This is a genomic window from Campylobacter sp. RM15925, from assembly GCF_012978775.1.
Classification (GTDB): Bacteria; Campylobacterota; Campylobacteria; order Campylobacterales; family Campylobacteraceae; genus Campylobacter_A; species Campylobacter_A canis.
Window position 1 is genome coordinate 74,583 of sequence record NZ_LIWP01000003.1, and the last position, 18,856, is coordinate 93,438.

General features: G+C 39.1%; 13 protein-coding genes and 1 tRNA gene. 3 read left to right on the top strand and 11 right to left on the bottom strand.

Annotation, left to right across the window (positions count from 1 at the left end):
• Positions 1-273: 273 nt before the first annotated feature.
• Genes CDOM15925_RS02690 through lpxD form a run of 3 tightly spaced genes read left to right on the top strand, consistent with a single transcriptional unit; the run spans position 274 to position 3,392 of the window.
• Positions 274-1,965: an acetolactate synthase large subunit gene (locus CDOM15925_RS02690; RefSeq protein ID WP_169940827.1), complete on the top strand. Its 1,692-nt coding sequence runs from the start codon at positions 274-276 to the stop codon at positions 1,963-1,965.
• Between the two features lie 9 nt (positions 1,966-1,974).
• Entirely contained in the window at positions 1,975-2,436 is a 462-nt protein-coding gene (gene ilvN, locus CDOM15925_RS02695; protein WP_169941008.1) for an acetolactate synthase small subunit, read from the top strand.
• On the top strand, positions 2,436-3,392 hold the full coding sequence (gene lpxD / locus CDOM15925_RS02700) for a UDP-3-O-(3-hydroxymyristoyl)glucosamine N-acyltransferase (RefSeq protein WP_169940829.1): 957 nt from the start codon (positions 2,436-2,438) through the stop codon (positions 3,390-3,392). Before ilvN ends, lpxD begins: the two co-directional genes overlap by 1 nt.
• A 222-nt stretch (positions 3,393-3,614) precedes the next feature.
• Here the strand turns inward: lpxD and CDOM15925_RS02705 are convergent, their stop codons facing one another.
• The 11 genes from CDOM15925_RS02705 to murA all read right to left on the bottom strand — a co-directional run bounded on the left by CDOM15925_RS02705 (position 3,615) and on the right by murA (position 18,785).
• Entirely contained in the window at positions 3,615-9,344 is a 5,730-nt protein-coding gene (locus CDOM15925_RS02705; protein WP_169940831.1) for an autotransporter outer membrane beta-barrel domain-containing protein, read from the bottom strand.
• A gap of 130 nt (positions 9,345-9,474) precedes the next feature.
• Complete coding sequence (locus CDOM15925_RS02710; protein WP_169940833.1) at positions 9,475-10,638, bottom strand: pyridoxal phosphate-dependent aminotransferase; 1,164 nt, start codon at positions 10,636-10,638, stop codon at positions 9,475-9,477.
• 20 nt (positions 10,639-10,658) lie between these two features.
• The gene (speA, locus tag CDOM15925_RS02715; RefSeq protein ID WP_169940835.1) at positions 10,659-12,494 is read right to left on the bottom strand and encodes a biosynthetic arginine decarboxylase; all 1,836 of its coding nucleotides are present in this window, start codon (positions 12,492-12,494) and stop codon (positions 10,659-10,661) included.
• Complete coding sequence (hisS, locus tag CDOM15925_RS02720) at positions 12,487-13,722, bottom strand: histidine--tRNA ligase (protein WP_169940838.1); 1,236 nt, start codon at positions 13,720-13,722, stop codon at positions 12,487-12,489. Before hisS ends, speA begins: the two co-directional genes overlap by 8 nt.
• Entirely contained in the window at positions 13,715-14,314 is a 600-nt protein-coding gene (gene tmk / locus CDOM15925_RS02725; protein WP_169940840.1) for a dTMP kinase, read from the bottom strand. Before tmk ends, hisS begins: the two co-directional genes overlap by 8 nt.
• Positions 14,315-14,791 (bottom strand): pantetheine-phosphate adenylyltransferase, encoded by a 477-nt coding sequence (gene coaD, locus CDOM15925_RS02730; RefSeq protein ID WP_169940842.1) that lies wholly within the window; start codon positions 14,789-14,791, stop codon positions 14,315-14,317.
• The gene (locus CDOM15925_RS02735; RefSeq protein ID WP_169940844.1) at positions 14,788-15,381 is read right to left on the bottom strand and encodes a UbiX family flavin prenyltransferase; all 594 of its coding nucleotides are present in this window, start codon (positions 15,379-15,381) and stop codon (positions 14,788-14,790) included. The genes coaD and CDOM15925_RS02735 overlap by 4 nt, the downstream gene beginning before the upstream one ends.
• The gene (flgA, locus tag CDOM15925_RS02740) at positions 15,378-16,187 is read right to left on the bottom strand and encodes a flagellar basal body P-ring formation chaperone FlgA (RefSeq protein WP_169940846.1); all 810 of its coding nucleotides are present in this window, start codon (positions 16,185-16,187) and stop codon (positions 15,378-15,380) included. The genes CDOM15925_RS02735 and flgA overlap by 4 nt, the downstream gene beginning before the upstream one ends.
• Positions 16,188-16,246: 59 nt before the next feature.
• Positions 16,247-16,321: transfer RNA gene (locus CDOM15925_RS02745), tRNA-Gly, on the bottom strand.
• Between the two features lie 40 nt (positions 16,322-16,361).
• Positions 16,362-17,519, bottom strand: coding sequence for a molybdopterin molybdotransferase MoeA (locus tag CDOM15925_RS02750; RefSeq protein ID WP_169940848.1), 1,158 nt, complete (start codon positions 17,517-17,519; stop codon positions 16,362-16,364).
• Positions 17,520-18,785 (bottom strand): UDP-N-acetylglucosamine 1-carboxyvinyltransferase, encoded by a 1,266-nt coding sequence (gene murA / locus CDOM15925_RS02755; protein ID WP_169940850.1) that lies wholly within the window; start codon positions 18,783-18,785, stop codon positions 17,520-17,522.
• Positions 18,786-18,856 lie beyond the last annotated feature (71 nt).

The following is an 18,856-nucleotide window of genomic DNA, read 5'->3' on the forward strand; positions in this document are numbered from 1 at the left end:
TGGTGAAATTTTATTTGATTTTAATTGTGCCACTTGGTTGTGTATTGTTGTATAAACTTTCATAATACTCACTAAAAAATCAAATAACTTTCATACGATTTGTTTTTAATATAAATTTCTATAAAAATAATAGATAAATTTGTTGAAATAATAATAAAGCTCTTGCAATATCGTAACAAGACAAGAGCTAAAATTTGAAATCAAAATTTCATTTTACGCCTTTTTAAAGCGAATAGATTTATAATATATCTTAAATTTTCACAAGGGATTTTTATGGTAAAAGGCATTTCAGGCTCGCAGATGATTAGCGAAGCGCTATATAAAGAGGATGTTGATATAGTTTTCGGATATCCTGGCGGTGCGGCTCTTAATATCTACGATGAGACTTATAAGCAAAGATACTTTAAGCATATTTTAGTTCGCCACGAGCAGGCCGCCGTCCATGCCGCAGATGGATACGCAAGAGCAAGCGGAAAAGTCGGAGTAGCTTTCGTTACCAGCGGTCCGGGATTTACAAATGCCGTTACAGGCCTTGCTACGGCGTATTCTGATAGCATTCCTATAGTGCTTATAAGCGGGCAGGTTGCAAGCTCTCTTATCGGTACGGACGCCTTTCAAGAGATAGACGCGGTAGGAATTTCTCGCCCCTGTGTGAAGCATAACTATTTGGTAAATAGTATTGACGAGCTTCCAAGAATTTTAAAAGAGGCGTTTTACATCGCTCGCTCAGGTCGTCCGGGCCCCGTTCATATCGACATACCAAAGGATATAACCGCAGCAATGGGAAATTTTGATTATCCCGAGGAGATAAAGATGCTTACTTATAAGCCTACTTATAAGGGCAATGCAAAGCAGATTAAAAAGGCTGCCGAAGCCATATCTGCGGCAAAAAGACCGCTTCTTTACCTTGGAGGAGGAGTTGTAGCTTCTGGTGCCAGCGAGCTTGTAAGAAAATTTGCTAAAAAGACGGGAATTCCTGCCATAGAGACTCTAATGGGGCTTGGAATTTTATCTCATGATGATGAAAATTTGCTTGCGATGGCGGGCATGCACGGAAGCTATGCTGCAAATATGGCTTTAAGCGAGGCCGATTTGCTTATCGCACTTGGAGCTAGGTTTGATGATCGTATCACCGGCAAGTTAAGCGAATTTGCAAGATACGCGAAAATCATTCACGTAGATATCGACCCAAGCTCTATATCAAAGATAGTAAATGCCCATTTTCCGATAGTGGGCGACCTTAAATCCGTGCTTGAAGAGCTCATACAAAGAGTTGAAGTAAATCCTGAAAACATCAAAGACTGGAAAGATATCCTCTCTCGCTACGACAAGCTAAACCCGCTTGCTTACAGCGACAGCGATGAAATTTTAAAGCCGCAGTGGGTCATAGAAGAGACCGCTAAGATAGCTGGCGATGATACGATCATATCAACTGACGTCGGACAGCACCAGATGTGGGCGGCGCAGTTTTATCCGTTTTCGCGCCCAAGACAGTTGATTACCAGCGGAGGTCTTGGTACGATGGGTTACGGACTACCTGCAGCAATGGGCGCAAAGTGCGCAGATCCTAGTAAAACGGTTATAAATTTTACAGGCGACGGCTCGATACTAATGAACATCCAAGAGCTAATGACAGCCTCAGAAAACGGCATAGCGGTTATAAACATCATATTAAACAATAACTTTTTAGGCATGGTGCGCCAGTGGCAGACGTTTTTTTACGAGAAACGCTACTCTTCAACTGATCTTAGCGTGCAGCCTGATTTCGTAAAGATAGTAGAGGGCTTTGGCGGAGTGGGGTTTGTCTGCAAAACCAAAGATGAGTTTAGAAATGCGCTAAAAGAAGCGATCAAGCTTGGCAAAGTAGCTATGCTTGACGTTAGGGTCGATCGCTTTGAAGATGTGCTTCCTATGGTGCCTGCGGGAGCCGCGATATACAATATGATACTAAAAAGCAAGGAATAAATGATGAGCATAAGAAGAGTAATTTCAGTCATCGTTCTTAACGAACACGGAGTGCTTTCGCGTATCTCAGGGCTTTTTGCAGGACGCGGATACAATATCGATACTCTTACGGTCGCTCCGATACCGGAGACAAATTTATCTCGCCTTAGTATCGTAACGGTGGGCGATGAAAGAGTGTTAGAGCAGATCGTAAAGCAGCTGCATAAGCTAATACCGACATATAAAGTAATAGAAACAGGAGAATTTGTCGAAAAAGAGATGGCGCTCGTAAAAATTCCGCTAAGCGAAAATTTCGGCGGACTTGACGCTATACTTAAGGCATATAACGGAATAGTTGCGAACACAAATGAAAATTTTATCGTTGTTATGGTGGCTGACGATACGATTAGGGTTAATAATTTCTTAAAAGCTATCAAAAAATACAATCCTGCCGATATCGTTCGCGGCGGGTCGGTTTTAATGGATATGTGATGAAACTAAGTGAAATTTATAAGATTTTAGAGATTGAATTTAAAGGTAGTGATTTTGAGGTAACTGCACTAAATTCGCTTGCTAATGCAAAAAGTAGCGAATTAAGCTATTGCGACGGCGAAAAAAACGCCAAATTTATTTCAAATTCTAAGGCAGGAGCCATACTGATAGGTGGAAGTTTAAAGGAATTTGTGCCTAGCGATACGCATGCTATAGTCGTTGAAAACGCGCATTTGGCATTTGCGATTTTAAGCAAATTTTTTGTAAAAGAGCTTTTTGCAAGCTCTCCAAAAGAGACTCAAATTTCACCCAGTGCCAAAGTAATGCAAAACGTTTATATAGGCTCAGGCGTAACGGTGGGCGAGGGCAGTGTGCTAATGCCGGGAGTATTTTTGGGTGATAATGTAAAGATCGGTAAAAACTGCATCTTGCATCCAAATGTAGTTGTATATAACGACTGCGTAATCGGCGATGAGTGCCATATAAACGCAAATGCCGTTATCGGCTCTGACGGCTACGGCTACGCACATACCAAAACGGGCGAGCATATCAAAATTTACCACAACGGAAACGTGATTTTAGAAGACTTTGTCGAGATCGGAGCATGCACTACGATAGATCGCGGAGTATTTGAGCCGACCATCATCAAGCGCCACACAAAGATAGATAACCTTGTGCAGATAGGTCATAACTGCGAGCTGGGTCAGGGCTGCTTAATAGTAGCTCAAACAGGACTTGCAGGCTCAACTAAGCTTGGTAGAAACGTCGTGATGGGTGGGCAAAGCGGCACGGCAGGACATCTTAAAGTTGGGGATTTTGCTCAGATTGCCGCACGTGGAGGAGTTGGCAAGAATATTGAAGGCGGCAAGAAATACGCAGGAGCTTATCCGATAATGGAGCTTGGCGAGTTTTTCAAACTGCAAGCTAAAATTTTGAGATTTTTTAAGAAAAATTAGATTTTAAACGCTCGTATATTGCCTTAAATTTACTCTTTATACGAGCAAATTTTTATTTGTTTATGTAAATTTAGATATTTGATCTATTTAAATTTTCTTTTTGTGTTTTGCAAATTTAGTATAAATAAAAAGAAGAAATTTAAACAGAGACAAACGATAAATTTGCCTCTGTTTGTATATATTAACTAGATAAAAGAAGTTAAAAAGCTCCTTTATCTAAACTCAAAACCTCCACTGCACCCCGATACCGCCATTAACACCTCTTTTTTTGCCTGTCATACCTTGTAGGTTAAAGTCTAGCGTTAGGTTATTTGCACTATTTAGCTTAGCACCTATCTCTGCATTATAAGTGCTTCCTTTGATACTTGGACTATCTATATCTACATTATGAGTTAGGTTATATCCTTTGGCTTCACCTTTAAACTCTCTTTCATAGCTAGCACCTGTATAAAGATCAAATCTTTCGTTTATAGTGTGATTGTATCTAGCTCCTATCTTAGCCGATAAGGATTTAGCAGGTTTTAAAAGAATTCTATCTCCTACTATATCTACCTCTATCTCTTTTTCTCCTAGCTTGTTAAAGAGCACTTTAGAGTATATATCTATATTTGATATATCACTTATATCTATCGTCTTGCCTAAGCCTAAATGCATTCCATAGTAGCTTCTTTTAGCTTCATATTTAGGAGTGGTTGCAGCAGGTATATCGCTTTCATAATCACTCTTTATCTTGCCTGCTTTAAAGCTTGAGCTTAGATAAAAGCTATTTGGAAGGCTAAACTTAGTAGCTATACCAAGACCTATGTATTTAAACTTACCGTCACCTCTTACATCTATCGTGTCAAAGTCGTTAAAGCTATCATACTTACCTCCACCAAATTCTACAAACATTCCTACACTGTTTCCTTCAAATTCTTTAGCGACTCCCGCTGCTGCGTTAAAGCTCTTTAGATCTACGTGCGAGCCTGACTTAAGCCTAGTGTTTGATGCGCTTGTAGAGGCGAATGCTCCGTTTGAATCTGTTTGAAGAGACATGGACGATATCATATCAGAGCTAGATAGTAGCATACCTAGCTCTCCTATGGTTGTTTCTACTACGTTTTTAGGGTAGGGAAGGAGATGTGGTGTATTTGTTTCAGGTATATTTTCTTTTGGTTCCTCTATGTTTGGTTTGCTATCTTCTTGTTTACCGGCTTCAGGTTTGCCCGCTTCCGGTTTATTTATTTCAGGTTTGGTTGTTTCTGGTTTGCTGTTTTCGGGCTTATCCGCTTCTGGTATGTTTTCTTTTGGTTTTTCTATGTCCGGTTTGCTATCTTCTTGTTTACCAGATTCAGGTTTGTTTTCCGGCGGAGTTTCTTCATTGACTACTTTGGCTAGCAGTCTTTTCTTTTCACTATCTTCTTTTAAAGTGAAATCATATTTTGCTGAAATTCCTGCTTGAATTTGATTTTTGTGATTTTTCATATTTTCTTTTGCTGGATAAATTATGCCGGCATCGGAATATATCAAAGTTACTTCATCACCGCTATTTAAAACCCCGCCTTTCATCATACCTACGCCTATTTTAGAATTTGTTAGATCGGGAGCTTCGGTTAATATAAGCATCTTGTCATTTGCTACACTAAACCCAACAGGTATGTAGAAATTTAAAAACTCAAAGTTCTTTACATCGCTTGCATTTATATTTTTATTTTTTATATTTAGGGCGTTGCCGGTAAATGCATCGGCTTGGCTTGAGCCACCGTATATATAAGGGAAATTCAGATTATCTGAATTTAATAAATTTATAGTGTTGTTTATAGCAGGACCATTTATTGAGCGTCCGCCGTAAATTTTAACAGTCTTAGCAAATTTCCCGCCGGTTATATTTATGGTGTTGTTTGAAACATCTCCCAACTCGGAGTATCCGCCGTAAATTTCAACCTGATCAACAAAAGACCCGCCACTTATCGTTAAAGAATTTTGTTCAACGCTGCCATTTTTAGAATAACCGGAATAAATCTTAACTCTATCGGAAAAAGATCCATCTTTTATATTCAAATAATTCTTTATAGCATTTGACACAACGGCATTTGCATGGGTATATCCTGCATAAATTTCAACTTCTTGCGTAAAAGTGCCGTTTTCTATCTCGATACCATTGTTTATAACATCCATTATTTCAGAAGAGCCTGCATAAATTTTCGTAAATCCAATAAAATCGCCTGCTGAAATTTTTATAGTGTTGTCTAAAGCCCCTTTACTACCTCTTCCCGATATGGCGCTAATACCTATATTTCCATTAGAAATATGTAGCTTATTGCCTACAGCAACACCGTCATAAGCAAAACCTGCACGTATCTCTTTTATGTGGTTTGTATTGTTTTGATTAAAATTAAGAGTATTATCTGATACATTGCCGTAAAATTTATATCCGGCAAAGATATCTATGTCAAATGTTATATCTAAAGGGGTTCCGTTCCATGTTAGCGTATTACCGCTTTCTAAAAGACGGAAATTATTATCTTGCAAATAGCGCTTATATTCACTTTTGGCGGTTGTCTTTTCTACGGCAAAATTTTTTAATACAAGAGGAGATGGTGAGCCTAATGTGGCGTATAAATTTTCTCCATTAGGATCTTTTTCAAGATTAAATCTATAATCAGCTGAAATTCCAGCTTGTATATCTATAGAGTGGTTTGTTATGTCGGTCGGATATGTTATGAACGGCGCGTTTATAAGAGTTAGTCTGACGTCGTTTTGCATAGAGGCGCCTATAGCCATTCTTGCTGCGATTTTGGAATTTTTTAAATCGATATCATTGTTTAAGATTAGCATCTTATCGGTATCGGGATCAAATCCATTCGGTATATAGAAATTTAGTTTTTCAAAGTTATAGATATAATCTGCTCTGATATTTTTGCCTCTTATATTTAACTCGTTGCCCGTAAAATGATCTCTTGCGCTATTTTTTGTATACCCGCCAAAAATTTTGCCTAAAGAAAGGGAATCTTTATTTAAATTTACGGTGTTATTTATGGCGCTACCTTGTTCTGAGTTGCCGCCATAGATAATGCTATCGCTTTTAAATGTTGCTTGATTGATACTAACTATATTGCCTGACGCATCGCCTTTAATAGAATATCCGCCATGTATATAGTTACTATTTCCAAATTTGGCTTGTGCTATTGCAACGCTATTGTTTGTGGCATTAGCTTTATTTGAATATCCTCCGGAGATATGGATATTGTCTTCAAAATTTGCTTGATTTATTGTAACGCTATTACTTGTAGCGTCTTCTAAGGCGTTATTTACTTGACCGCCATATATAAGAGTATTGTTTTGTACGGTAGCTGAATTTTCTATGATAACATTATTGCCTTGAGCCTTTCCGCCTTCAGAGTATCCGCCGTACAAAATAGGCTTATCGATAGTAAAATTTCCACCCGAAATTCTTAATGTGTTATTTAAAGATCCTGTTTTACCGTAACCTCCATAGACATATCCTGCGACATTTCCGCCTGATATATTTAGAGTGTTATTTTGAGCTTTGCCGTTGTCGGCTTCTCCTCCATATAAGTTTTTGATGAGATCGGTAGTATTTGCATTGAAATTTAAAGTATTTTGGTTTGCGTTGCCTGTATTGCTATATCCTGCTTTTAGATTTATATTTGAAGCAAGATCGGTAGGCGTGCCATTCCAAATTAGCGTATTATCGCTTCCCTCAAGGCTAAAATTATCTCCGGATAGATACTCTTCATATTTTGCTTCAGAGGTTGTAGTGTCTATAATAAGCTTTTTGATAAGTTCTACTACCGCAAGTAGCTTTCTTTTTGTCTCATCTGCTTTTAGAGTAAATTTGTATTTGGCTGAAATTCCCGTTTGAAGTTCGGCTGTATTGTTTTCCATTTTGTCCGGATATGTTATTTGATCGCCTAAAGATTCTATAAGAGTAACTTTATCTCCATTGTTTAAAACCCCGCCTTTCATCATGGCTACGCCTATTTTAGAATTTGTTAGATCAGGAGCTTCGGTTAATCTAAGCATTTTATCAGTAGCAGGCATAAAGCCGACAGGTATGTAGAAATTTAGCTTTTCAAAATTTTCAATAGTAGCGACAGTTATATTTTTGCCTCTTACGTTTAGTGTGTTGCCTATTAAATTTTCTTCCATACTTCCAGGGGGTACTTCTCCTCCATAAATGCCTCCCAAGATAATACCGTCAGCCTTTAAATTTACTGTATTATTTATAGCTTTACCGTTTTCAGAATATCCTCCAACAATATCCACATTTTTACTGTTATTGCTAGATTCCCAACCTGCTATAGTTATACTGTTTGCACTAGCTTCTCCGTTATTGCTAGAGTATCCACCGTATATAGTAGAACGACTATTATCAAATTCTCCTCCTGTTATATAAACATGGTTGTTTTTAGCATCTAGGTCTGCAAGTGCTCCATATGCTCCAGCTAGTATTTTCCCGCCGGTTATATACAGCTTATTATTGATTGCATTTCTTTTATTTGAATGCCCAGCGTATATATGTGTTATGTGTGTACTATCGTTGCCATTAAAATTAAAAGTATTTTCGTTTACATCCTCGGTATCGCTATATCCTGCCTTTATATCGGTATTTTCATTTACATAATTAGGTGTTCCGTTCCAAGTAAGAGAATTTTTGCTTCCATTAAGACCAAATTCTCTTCCTCCTGTAGTGGATGTATCGTATATTTCATATTCTGCTTGCGGCGTGTCAGTATTTACGGTTAGGTTTTTTAACTTTGTAGGTACACCCACTATGGCAAATAGCTTTTTCTTTGTATCATCTGCCTTTAGAGTGAATTTGTATTTAGCTGAAATTCCCGTTTGAAGCTGTCCCGTTTGGTTGGTCATGTCGGTTAGATAAAGTATCGGATCTTGTGAAGAAGACGCATCTATAAGAGTTATATTGTCTCCATTGTTTAAAACTCCTCCGTGCATCATAGCTACGCCTACTTTAGATCTGGATAGATCGGGAGCAGTATTTAATGTAAGCATCTTATCAGTAGCAGGCATAAAGCCAACAGGTATGTAGAAATTTAAAAATTCAAAGTTCTTAACTCTACTTGCAGTTATGTTTTTACCTCTTATGTTTAGCGTGTTGCCTGTAAAAGCGTCTCTTGAGGCTGAAGATGATATATTTCCACCTATAATACTAGATAAAACAAGGTTATTAACATTTAAATTTACTGTGTTGTGTGTAGCTGAGTTACTAAAAGATTCTCCTCCGTAGATAACGGATCCTTCAAAATTTCCACCGTCTATATTTACAGTGTTGCTTACAACTTTACCTGTTTCTGAATATCCGCCGTGTATAGAACCAGATTGCTTAAATTCTCCGCCATATATGGTTACCGTGTTGTTACCAGCTTCTCCTTGTTTTGAATGTCCTCCGTATATAGAATGATTTTCTCCAAACAAGCCTCCGGTTATAGTTACTGTGTTGTTGCTGGCTTTGCCCGGTAATGATTTTCCTCCTTGTATATAACTGCCGTTTGCAAGATTTCCTCCGGAGATTGCTACAAGGTTATCAATAGCCCCAAATCTTCCGTTTCCTCCTGCAATATTTCCTGGTATACCTCCACGTTTTATATTTAGAGTATTGTTCTTGGCTACACCAGTTTTTGAATCTCCTCCGTATATATATGAAATAAGCAAAGTAGAGTCGCCGTTAAAATTTAGAGTGTTTCCGCTTACATCCGCTGTAGTGCTATAGCCTGCAATGATATCTATAGATCTTCTAATATCTTTTGGAATCCCATTCCATGTTATAATATTGTTGTTTCCGTTTACTCTAAAACTACTACCTGAAATATATTTGCCGTAAAAAGATTTTGGAGAGTCTTTATCTATGGTGATTTCTTCACCGTAAAGCAGGCTTATGGCAACAAAAGAGAGAAAAAGAGTAGTGCCGCTTTTCATACAGGCTTTCATACAAATTCCTTTATTAACGTATTTTAAACAATTATACAATCAATAGTGTAAATATGAGCAAAATTTTGATTAAGTTAGAAATAAATAATAAAAAAGTGAGTATTTAAGGACGAATTTCGTCCTTAAATTTTTAGTAGTTTTTCACAAATTCGGCTATGCGATCTATGCCTTTTATGATATTTTCCATACTTGTAGCAAAGCTTAGTCTAAAGTATCCGTCCATACCAAATCCAACTCCAGGTACGCAAGCTACTTTCGCCTCTTCAAGCAAGCGACGGCAAAATTTCATCGAGTCAGGCTCGACCTTAGAGCAGTTTACAAATAGATAAAACGCACCTTCGGGTTTAAGCACGCTAAGTCCGTTTATGGAGTTTATCATCTCGCACGCTTTATCTCTGCGCTTGATAAATTCCGCTCTCATCATAGCCATATCTTCATCGGCTTTTCCGGAAAGCCCTGCTATCGCTCCTTCTTGGACGATCGAGCTTATGTTGCTTGTGCTTTGGCTTTGAAGCCTTTTAACCGCGGCGTTTAGCTCAGGTATCATGCTTGCCATATAGCCAAATCTCCAGCCGGGCATAGCTCCGCATTTGCTCAGTCCGTTTATGGTAATGGTGCGCTTAAACATATCTTCACTCACACTTGCAACTGCGGTAAAAGGAGTGTCGTAGCTAAGTTTTTCGTAAATTTCATCGCTTGCTACGATGATTTTCGTATCTTTTAAAACTTCGCCAAGAGCAAGCAGCTCTTTACGGCTATATATCGCACCTGTCGGATTGCAAGGGCTATTTAATACTAAAATTTTGCTCTTTGGCGTGATTGCCTCTTTTAGTTGCTCAGGCGTTATCTTAAATCCGCTCTTTTCGCAAGTATCTATATAAACAGGCACACCGCCGCTAAATTTCACCATCTCGGGATAGCTTACCCAGTAAGGGCTTGGGATTATAACCTCGTCGCCGTCATCGATCAGCGCTTGAAAGATATTAAAAAGCGAGTGCTTGGCTCCTACGTTTGTTATGATCTGGCTTGTCTCGTATTTTAGCCCGTTTTCACGCTCCAGCTTTGAAGCGATAGCTTTTAAGACATCAGGAGAGCCCGGAACCGCAGTGTATTTGCCACATCCCTTATCAAGGGCTTTTACGACTGCGTCCTTTATCGCTTTTGGAGTGTCAAAGTCCGGCTCGCCCGCCGAAAAACTCACGACATCTTCGCCTTTTGCTTTCATCTCTTTAGCAAGTGAGCTGATAGCTATGGTAAGCGATTCGCTTAATACTTGAACTCTATTTGACAGCATGTTTTTCCTTTTTGTGAAATTTAAGATATAGTTTTTAGATAACCGTTATCGTTTAAAAAGAGATACATCTCGCCTAAAATTTGCTTTTTTTGAGTCTCATTTACTAGTTTTGATTTCTCGATTCGTTCGTTTAGAGTGTCTTGAATTTCATATATATCGTAGTCAAGATCTTCCATGATATCAAGGATCGATTGGCTTTCAAGCAGGTGAGCCACTTTATAACCGTTTTCGTCTATATCTATCGTCGCTTCGGTAGGATGAGTGAAGAGATTGTGCTTCATTCCAAGCACTTCCTGATATGCTCCTACCATGAAAAATCCTAAGAAATACTCCTCTTTTTCCACGTCGATATCGTGTAAAAACAGCGGATTAAATTCATCGTCAAAGCCTATCTCGCCGTCGCTATCGCAAGTGATATCCCAAAGCGAAGCCGAGCGGGTAGGGCGGATATCAAGCCTATCAAGCGGCATGACCGGGAAATTTTGCTTAAGTCCCCAAAAATCAGGCAGCGACTGAAAGAGTGAGAAATTTATCAAGTATCTTTCTTGAACCTCTTCTTGAAGTTTTAAAAGCTCGGGATTGTTTTGTTTAGCTCCAAGCATTTTAACCGCTTTTTTAATGATGAGATGAGTTAAAATTTCAGCGTTTGAGCGGTCAACCAGATCAACATATCCTAAATCAAACAGCGTAAGTATGCTTTCCATATGATCCATGCTATCGTGCAGATACTCCATCGCATTTGACGGTTTTATGGTGTTTAGTAGATCAACCAGCTCGGTTATGAGCTGAGGATTTTTCTTTTTAAGTGCTAGCTTTTCCTCGGTGTAGTCTTGGCTAAAGAGCTCAAGCACAGGCGCAACGAGCACCGCATGAGAGGCAGCTACGAAGCGACCGCTTTCTATAAAGATATCAGGCTCAAGCTCCTTTTTTTGATTGGCTATGGTTTTAAGCAGATAAACGACGTCATTTGCGTATTCGCTTAGGGTATAGTTGCGGCTTGAGTTTTCCTTAAACTGTGAGTATTCTATCGCCAGACCGCCGCCTAAATTTATCGCTTTGAGGTTTTTTGCTCCCATTTTTCGAAGCTCTGCGTATATATTGCCCGCTTCTATTAGCGCCTTTTTAAGCGGATGGATTTCGGTTATCTGAGAGCCGATATGAAAGTGAATCATGTTAAAGCAATCAAGCAAATTCGCCTCTTTTAGCAAATTTACGGCTTCAATCAGCTCGGTTGCGGTTAGTCCGAATTTAGAGTTTATGCCACCGCTCTTTGCCCAAATCCCAGAACCCGAGCTATGCAGCCTGATACGAAGTCCGATGTTTGGTTTTGGCGCAAAGCGCTCTTTTGCCGTGGCTATGATAGCTTCAAGCTCGTTTAACCCCTCTATCGTAAGAGTGATATTGTGACCCATTTCAGCAGCGATAAAGCCGATATTTATCATCTCTTTATCTTTAAAGCCGTTTACCGTTATCGGAGCGTTTTCGTTATTGTAAGCCATTACTAGTAAGAGTTCCGCTTTAGAGCCCGCTTCAAGCCCGTATCCATAGCTTTTGCCGTGCTTAACCAGGTTTTTTACAAAGCCAGGGTATTGATTTACCTTAAGCGGATAGACGGCGTTAAAGTCGCCTTTGTAGTCAAATTCTTTAATCGCCGATTTGAAATTTGAATAAATTTGCTGAATTTGTTTTTTGATTAGATGCGGGAAGCGAAGTAGCAATGGCCCTCTATAGCCTTCGCTTCTAATGTCTTTTACGATATCTATGATGGCGGGCTTTGAGCCGTTATTTATGCATACCTTGCCGTTTTCGATGATAAAATTTGAATCACCCCATAAATTTAAACCGTAGTTATTCACCTAGCACTCCTTCAAGCTCATTTAAATTTATTGTCTTTTCAACTTTATTTTTTAGATTTTTATACCAAATTTTACCCTCTTTAAGCTCGTTTTCGCCCATGCAAAGAAAAATTTCGGCATTTAGATTGTCTGCATTTTTAAGATGTTTTTGTAAATTTTTAGCCTCATAAGATATGTTTGTCTTGTGTTTTTTTCTTAAATTTATACCGGCTTGATGGATGATATCAAGACCTTCTTTATCAAGCGCGCAGATGTAAATTCCCTCTCTGTCGCTGCTATTTTCTCTTGAGCTTAAAATTTCCATTATGCGCTCAACTCCCATAGCAAAGCCGACCCCGTAGCTTGATTTGCCGCCAAGATACTCAACCAGCTTATCGTATCTGCCGCCACCTGCAACCGCGCTTTGGCTTCCTATCTCATTGCTGATAAACTCAAAAGCCGTCTTGCAGTAGTAGTCAAGCCCCCGCACAAGCCTTGGATCTACTTCGAATTGAACTCCGTTTGTCGTTAAAATTTCTTGTAGCTTTTTAAAGTCATCTTTGCATTCATCGTTTAAATTATCTATGATTAAAGGCGCGTTTTTGTAGATTATTTGACATTTTTGCTCTTTGCAGTCAAGCACGCGTATAGGATTTGTAAGTTTGCGTCTTTTACAATCCTCGCAAATTTCAGCTTCATGCTCATCTAAAAATTTAACCAGTTTTTCGCGGTAAGCCGGCATACACTCGCTATCTCCTAGCGAATTTATCTTAAGAGCGGTTTTTATGTTTAGTCTGGCGAAAATTTCATCTATCATCAAAATAATGCTCGCATCTTCATAGACGCTTGGCTCGTTAAAGCACTCACAGCCAAACTGATGAAACTCCCTTAAGCGTCCCTTTTGCGGGCGCTCGTAACGAAACATTGAGCCGTGATAAAAGTATCTTCTCGCACCTCCCGCCTTATCGAATTTCGCTTCGATAAAAGCCCGCACGACTCCGGCAGTTCCTTCGGGTCGCAAACAGACGTCATTTTCGCCTTTATCGATAAACTGATACATCTCTTTTCCTACGATATCGCTACTTTCTCCGACACTTCTTCTAAAAAGCGCGGTTTGCTCAAGGTGCGGCGTTAATACAAATTCATACCCGTAGTTTTTGGCTACCTCTTCGCAAATTTTGATAATGTATTCGTAAGTTTGCCCGCTTGGCGGCAGGTGATCTTTCATACCCCTTAATGCGCTAATCATCTATAAATTCCTTTATCAAATTTGTTATTTTGCCCATTTCGTCGCTTGCATTTATGGCTAGAAATTTTATATCAAGTGAGTTTAAAACGCGCTTCATACACTCTTGAACCTTTAGCAGATACTCCGCTCCGCGACTTTCTATATGATCAAGCCCGCGAGAAAAAACTCGAGAATTTAAAAGCTCTAAATCCGCTTCAAAAAACACTATCTTATCAGGCAGATTTCCTTGCAGGGCGAATTTGTTAAACTCAAGAAGCTTTTTCATATAGTTTTCATCACACGCCTTGACGGCTCGGTTTTCATTTGCCATCGCATAAGCCATGCCTGAGATAAATCCTCTGTCGCTTAGAATTATCTTATCTTTATTCTTGCTTATAACCTTATCAAAATGCTCGGCACGATCAGCTAAAAACAGCAAAATTTCAGCCTCTTTGCTAAGTGAGTTTTTGCCAAGCAAAATTTCTCTTAGTTTTTTACCAAGCTCTGTTCCGCCCGGTTCATAAGTGATAACGGCGTTTTCATAAAATTTCGCCACTTTTTTTATCTGAGTACTTTTACCTACTCCATCAACCCCTTCAAACAGGATATACATCTAATTTTTTTCCTTTAAAATTTCTAAAATTTCATTTGGCACCAGCTTGCTTACATCGCCGTTATGTCTTAAAACAGAACGCACGATAGAGCTTGATATAAAAGCGTTTTTAAGGCTTGGCATGAGATAAACCGTCTCAAACTCATCCCAAAGAGTAGCGTTTGCGTAGCCGATTTGAAGTTCGTATTCAAAGTCGCTAACCGCACGAAGCCCGCGTATAACGATGTTTATATCATGGCTTTTTGCAAAATCCACAAGCAAGTTATCAAAGCTAATCACGCTTACATTTTTTAAATTTGCCGTCGCGATTTTAGCCATCTCAACGCGCTTTTTGATACTAAAATAAGGCTGTTTGCTCTCGCTTTTAGCAACGCCCACGATCACCTTGTCAAAAATTTTCGTAGCGCGCTTGATAACGTCTATATGTCCGTTTGTGATAGGATCAAAGGTTCCCGGATATATGCAAGATTTTTTCACTCTTTACCCCATCTTTTATAAATTTGATTTTCTATGCCAAGTGCGTCAAGCCACTTGCCGATGATGAAATTCTCCATATCTTTTACGCTTTTGATATCTGCGTAATATCCCAAAACAGGAGCAGCGATGATAACGCCCATACTTGATAGCCTTGCCATCTGCTCAAGCGCGATGGTAGAAAAAGGCATTTCGCGAACCCCAAGTATTAGCTTTCTTCGCTCTTTAAGAGCAACCGCTGCGGCACGAGTTATAAGCGTATCGGCAAAGCCTGCGTGAATTTTTGCTAACGTGTTGATAGAGCAGGGTGCTATGATGGAAGCTTTTATGCCAAAAGAGCCTGAAGCAAGCGAGGCTGAGATATCGCTATCATCATAAATTTTAGCCGTATTTTTAAGATTTTTGTAAATCTGATAAAGTTCACTAGATTTATTATTATCTTCAAGTAAAATTTCCTCTTCTTTGCTTAGCACAAGCTTTGCGTTATGACTTATGATGACGTGACACTCGCTTGTTTTAGCTATCTCGTTAGCAAGCTTAACGCCTAAATTTACCCCACTTGCACCGCTGATAGCCACTAGAATTTTGCTCATCTGATTAGTACCTGTTTTTTTGAAATTATTGTAGCATAAAATACCTTTTTATCCCTTCCTCTAACCTTTATCACATCGCCTAAATTTCCATCTTCCAAAGCTCTTACTTCTATGCTTACATTTAGCGAGCCGTCGTTAAAAACGGCTTGAATGCTGTCTCCTTTTTTGATCATCGAAAGCATTTGAAACTGCCTTTTTGCAAGGATTTCGCCTGCTTTTATGTTTTGTTTTGATATCATTTTTGAAACTGGAATTTCAGTAAGATAATCCTTTGAAAAATCGCCAAAATCAATTTCGTCAAGACTATAATCAAGCACGCTTAAAATATGTTTGGCTGAAATTTGCTTGCTAGATCTTAAGATTGGCATTTTAGCTTTAAATTCGTATCTGAAAAATATGCTTTTAACGCTACTATCAGGCAGGATAAAAGTAGCCCTAAAGCTTCCTTTTTGACTGTTTAGAGAGTTTATGAAAAGTTTTTCAAATTTATATGTAGAAAAATCTTTTGGAAGTTCGCTTTGCGAAGAAATAGTTGGAATTTGGCTGAATTTAATGCGTGGATATTCATTTGTAACGGTTGCTAAAAAATCTCTTTGAAGCTTTAAAATTTCATCGCAATGTTTTACGAAGATTATCTCTCCACCGCTTTTGTCGGTGAAATTTATGAGATGAAATTTTAAAATTTCAGCCATTTTGTTTGAATTTATCTTGGCGGCTTTTTGCTGGTTTAGATTTAAAATTTCTTCATTTTTGCCGTTAAATCCTAATGTCTTAAGAGTTATGGCATCATCATTTATACAATACATCGGATTTATAGTGATGGAGTTTGCAAATAAAAAAATCGGAAAAAATAGAGTAAAAAAAATGGAGCGGGAAACGAGATTCGAACTCGCGACCCCAACCTTGGCAAGGTTGTGCTCTACCCCTGAGCTATTCCCGCGGATAAGAAGTCGCAATTTTAGCAAAATCATATCCGTTTGTCAAGAAAATTTATAGACCAAAACTTCATCGTTTTGCCTAAATTCGCTTTGATTAAAATTTGAAAGACAGATCGCATTACTTTTTACAAGCGGCATGATCATGCCTGAGCCGTATTTGTTATCATCCGTTACGTAAAATTTATCCTCTTCAAGCCTGCCTAGGACTACATTTTCACGACCTGATTTTACTTTAAGATCTTGCATTATGTAAGCTTTAGTTGCTTCAAGGGGTCTTTTTAACAAAAACGGAACTATCAGCAAAAACGCACTTAAAAATGCCGACATCGGGTTTCCAGGCATTATAAAAACTATCTTACTATCTTTTACATAAGCCTTGCTTGGACGAGCGGGACGAGCATCTATGTGGCTAAACAGCTCGGTAAATCCAAGTGAAAGCAGGGCGGTTTTCATGAAGTCAGCCTCTCCTTTGCTGGCTCCTCCTGAGCAGATAAGCACGTCCATATCGGCAGAATTTATAGCGTTTATAGTATCATTTAAGTCATCTTTTATGATTCCTAAGTAGCTAGATTTAAAGCCGAATTTGGACAAAAGAGCTTGCATGCCGATTGCGTTTGCGTTATAAATTTGATCTTCGCTTGCGCTTTGCCAAGGCTCTACTATCTCGTCTCCGCTTGAAAAAATTCCTATTTTTGGCTCGCAAAATACCCTTACAAACGAAATTCCTTGCGCGGCTAGCATCATCACGTGAGCGGCACTTAGTCTTGTGCCCTTGCCAAACAGCACATCACCTGATTTTATCTCCTCGCCTTTGTGCCTAAACGCGCTAAACTGCTTTGTTCGATCATCCACTATCAGCTTGCCACTCTCTATGATCGCATCTTCAAAACGAACCACCGTATCGGCACCCTTTGGCATCTTAGCACCCGTCATTATCTTTACGCATTCGCCGCTTTTTATGCTTATTTCTCTACCGTCTCCCGCAAATACCGTATCCGTAATGCTAATAGGAGCTTTTCTATCGGCAAAATTTATGGCATAACCGTCAAGTGCGGAGTTGTCAAACGATGGCAGATTTTTAACGGCAACGATGTCCTCTGCTACTATTTTATTAACCGCATTATCTATACTTATAAATTCGCTTGAGTTTTTTAAATTTATGTTTTCAAATATCTTTTTTAGAGCCTCTTGTATCAGCATCTATTCCTCCAGTCTTCTTATCTTAGCGCCCAAATTTGCAAGTTTAACTTCTAAATTTTCATAGCCTCTATCAAGGTGATAAATTCTATGCACTCTGCTGGTGCCGTCGGCTACAAGTGCGGCTAAGATAAGAGCCGAGCTTGCTCTAAGATCAGTCGCCATAACGTCTGCGGCGTTTAGTTTAATCCCGCCATAAACGCTTGCGATATGCCCGTTTAGCCTGATATCCGCACCCATTCTGGTTAGCTCGCTAACGTGCATGAAGCGGTTTTCAAAGAGCCTTTCGTCTATAGTGCTAACTCCCTCGGCCATGAGCGCTAAAGCCATAAACTGCGCTTGCATGTCGGTAGGAAAGCCAGGATATTCGGTAGTAACTATCTCAGTAGGCAGAATTTTATCCGCAGGAAGTATGGTTATGGCGTCATCTTGAACCTCTATACCAAAGCCCATTTGCTTAAATTTGGTTAAGACGGCTTTTAAGTGGTTTGCATTTGCTTTTTTTATCGTGATTTTTGAGTTGGTTATGGCTCCTGCGCATAGATAGGTGCCTGCCTCTATGCGATCGGGAATAATTTCTATGGATTTTACGTTTATCAAATTTTGACCTGTGCCTTTTATGCTTAACTCATCGGTTCCGATGCCTTCTATCTGCACTCCGGCACTTGCCAAAATCTCACACAGTTGCACTACTTCAGGCTCTTTTGCCACGTTTGTAAGCTTTGTTACTCCGTGAGCGAGGGCTGCCGCCATGATGATATTTTCACTACCGGTTACGGTTATCTTATCAAATACTATCTCGGCTGCTTTTAGCCCATCAGGAGCACTTGCTACTACATATCCTTGCTTGATATCTATCTTTGCACCCATCTTTTCAAGTGCGCTTAAATGTAGATCTATTGGACGCTGACCTATAGCGCAACCTCCCGGTAAGCTTACTTCGCAGTGCCCAAAGCGCGCAAGAAGCGGTCCAAGAGTAAGGATTGAGGCACGCATTTTGCGAACGATATCGTAGTTGGCTTTAGTGGAATTTATCTCGTTTGTATTGATTTTAATAGTATTATGATCTGCAAATTCGCATTTTGAGCCTAAATTTTCAAGCAGTTTAGCTAGCGTCTTGATATCTGCTACATTTGGAACGTTTGATATAGTAACTTCATCTTTCATTATGAGTGTTGCGGCTATTAATGGTAACGCAGCGTTTTTTGCTCCGCTTATGGCAACTTCTCCGCTTAGTTTGGCATTGCCTTCAATCTCTAAATAGTGCATAATAAATCCTTATATAAAAAAGATATTGTAATGAAATTTAGCTTATAAAAAGAAATTTTAGCCTAAATTTC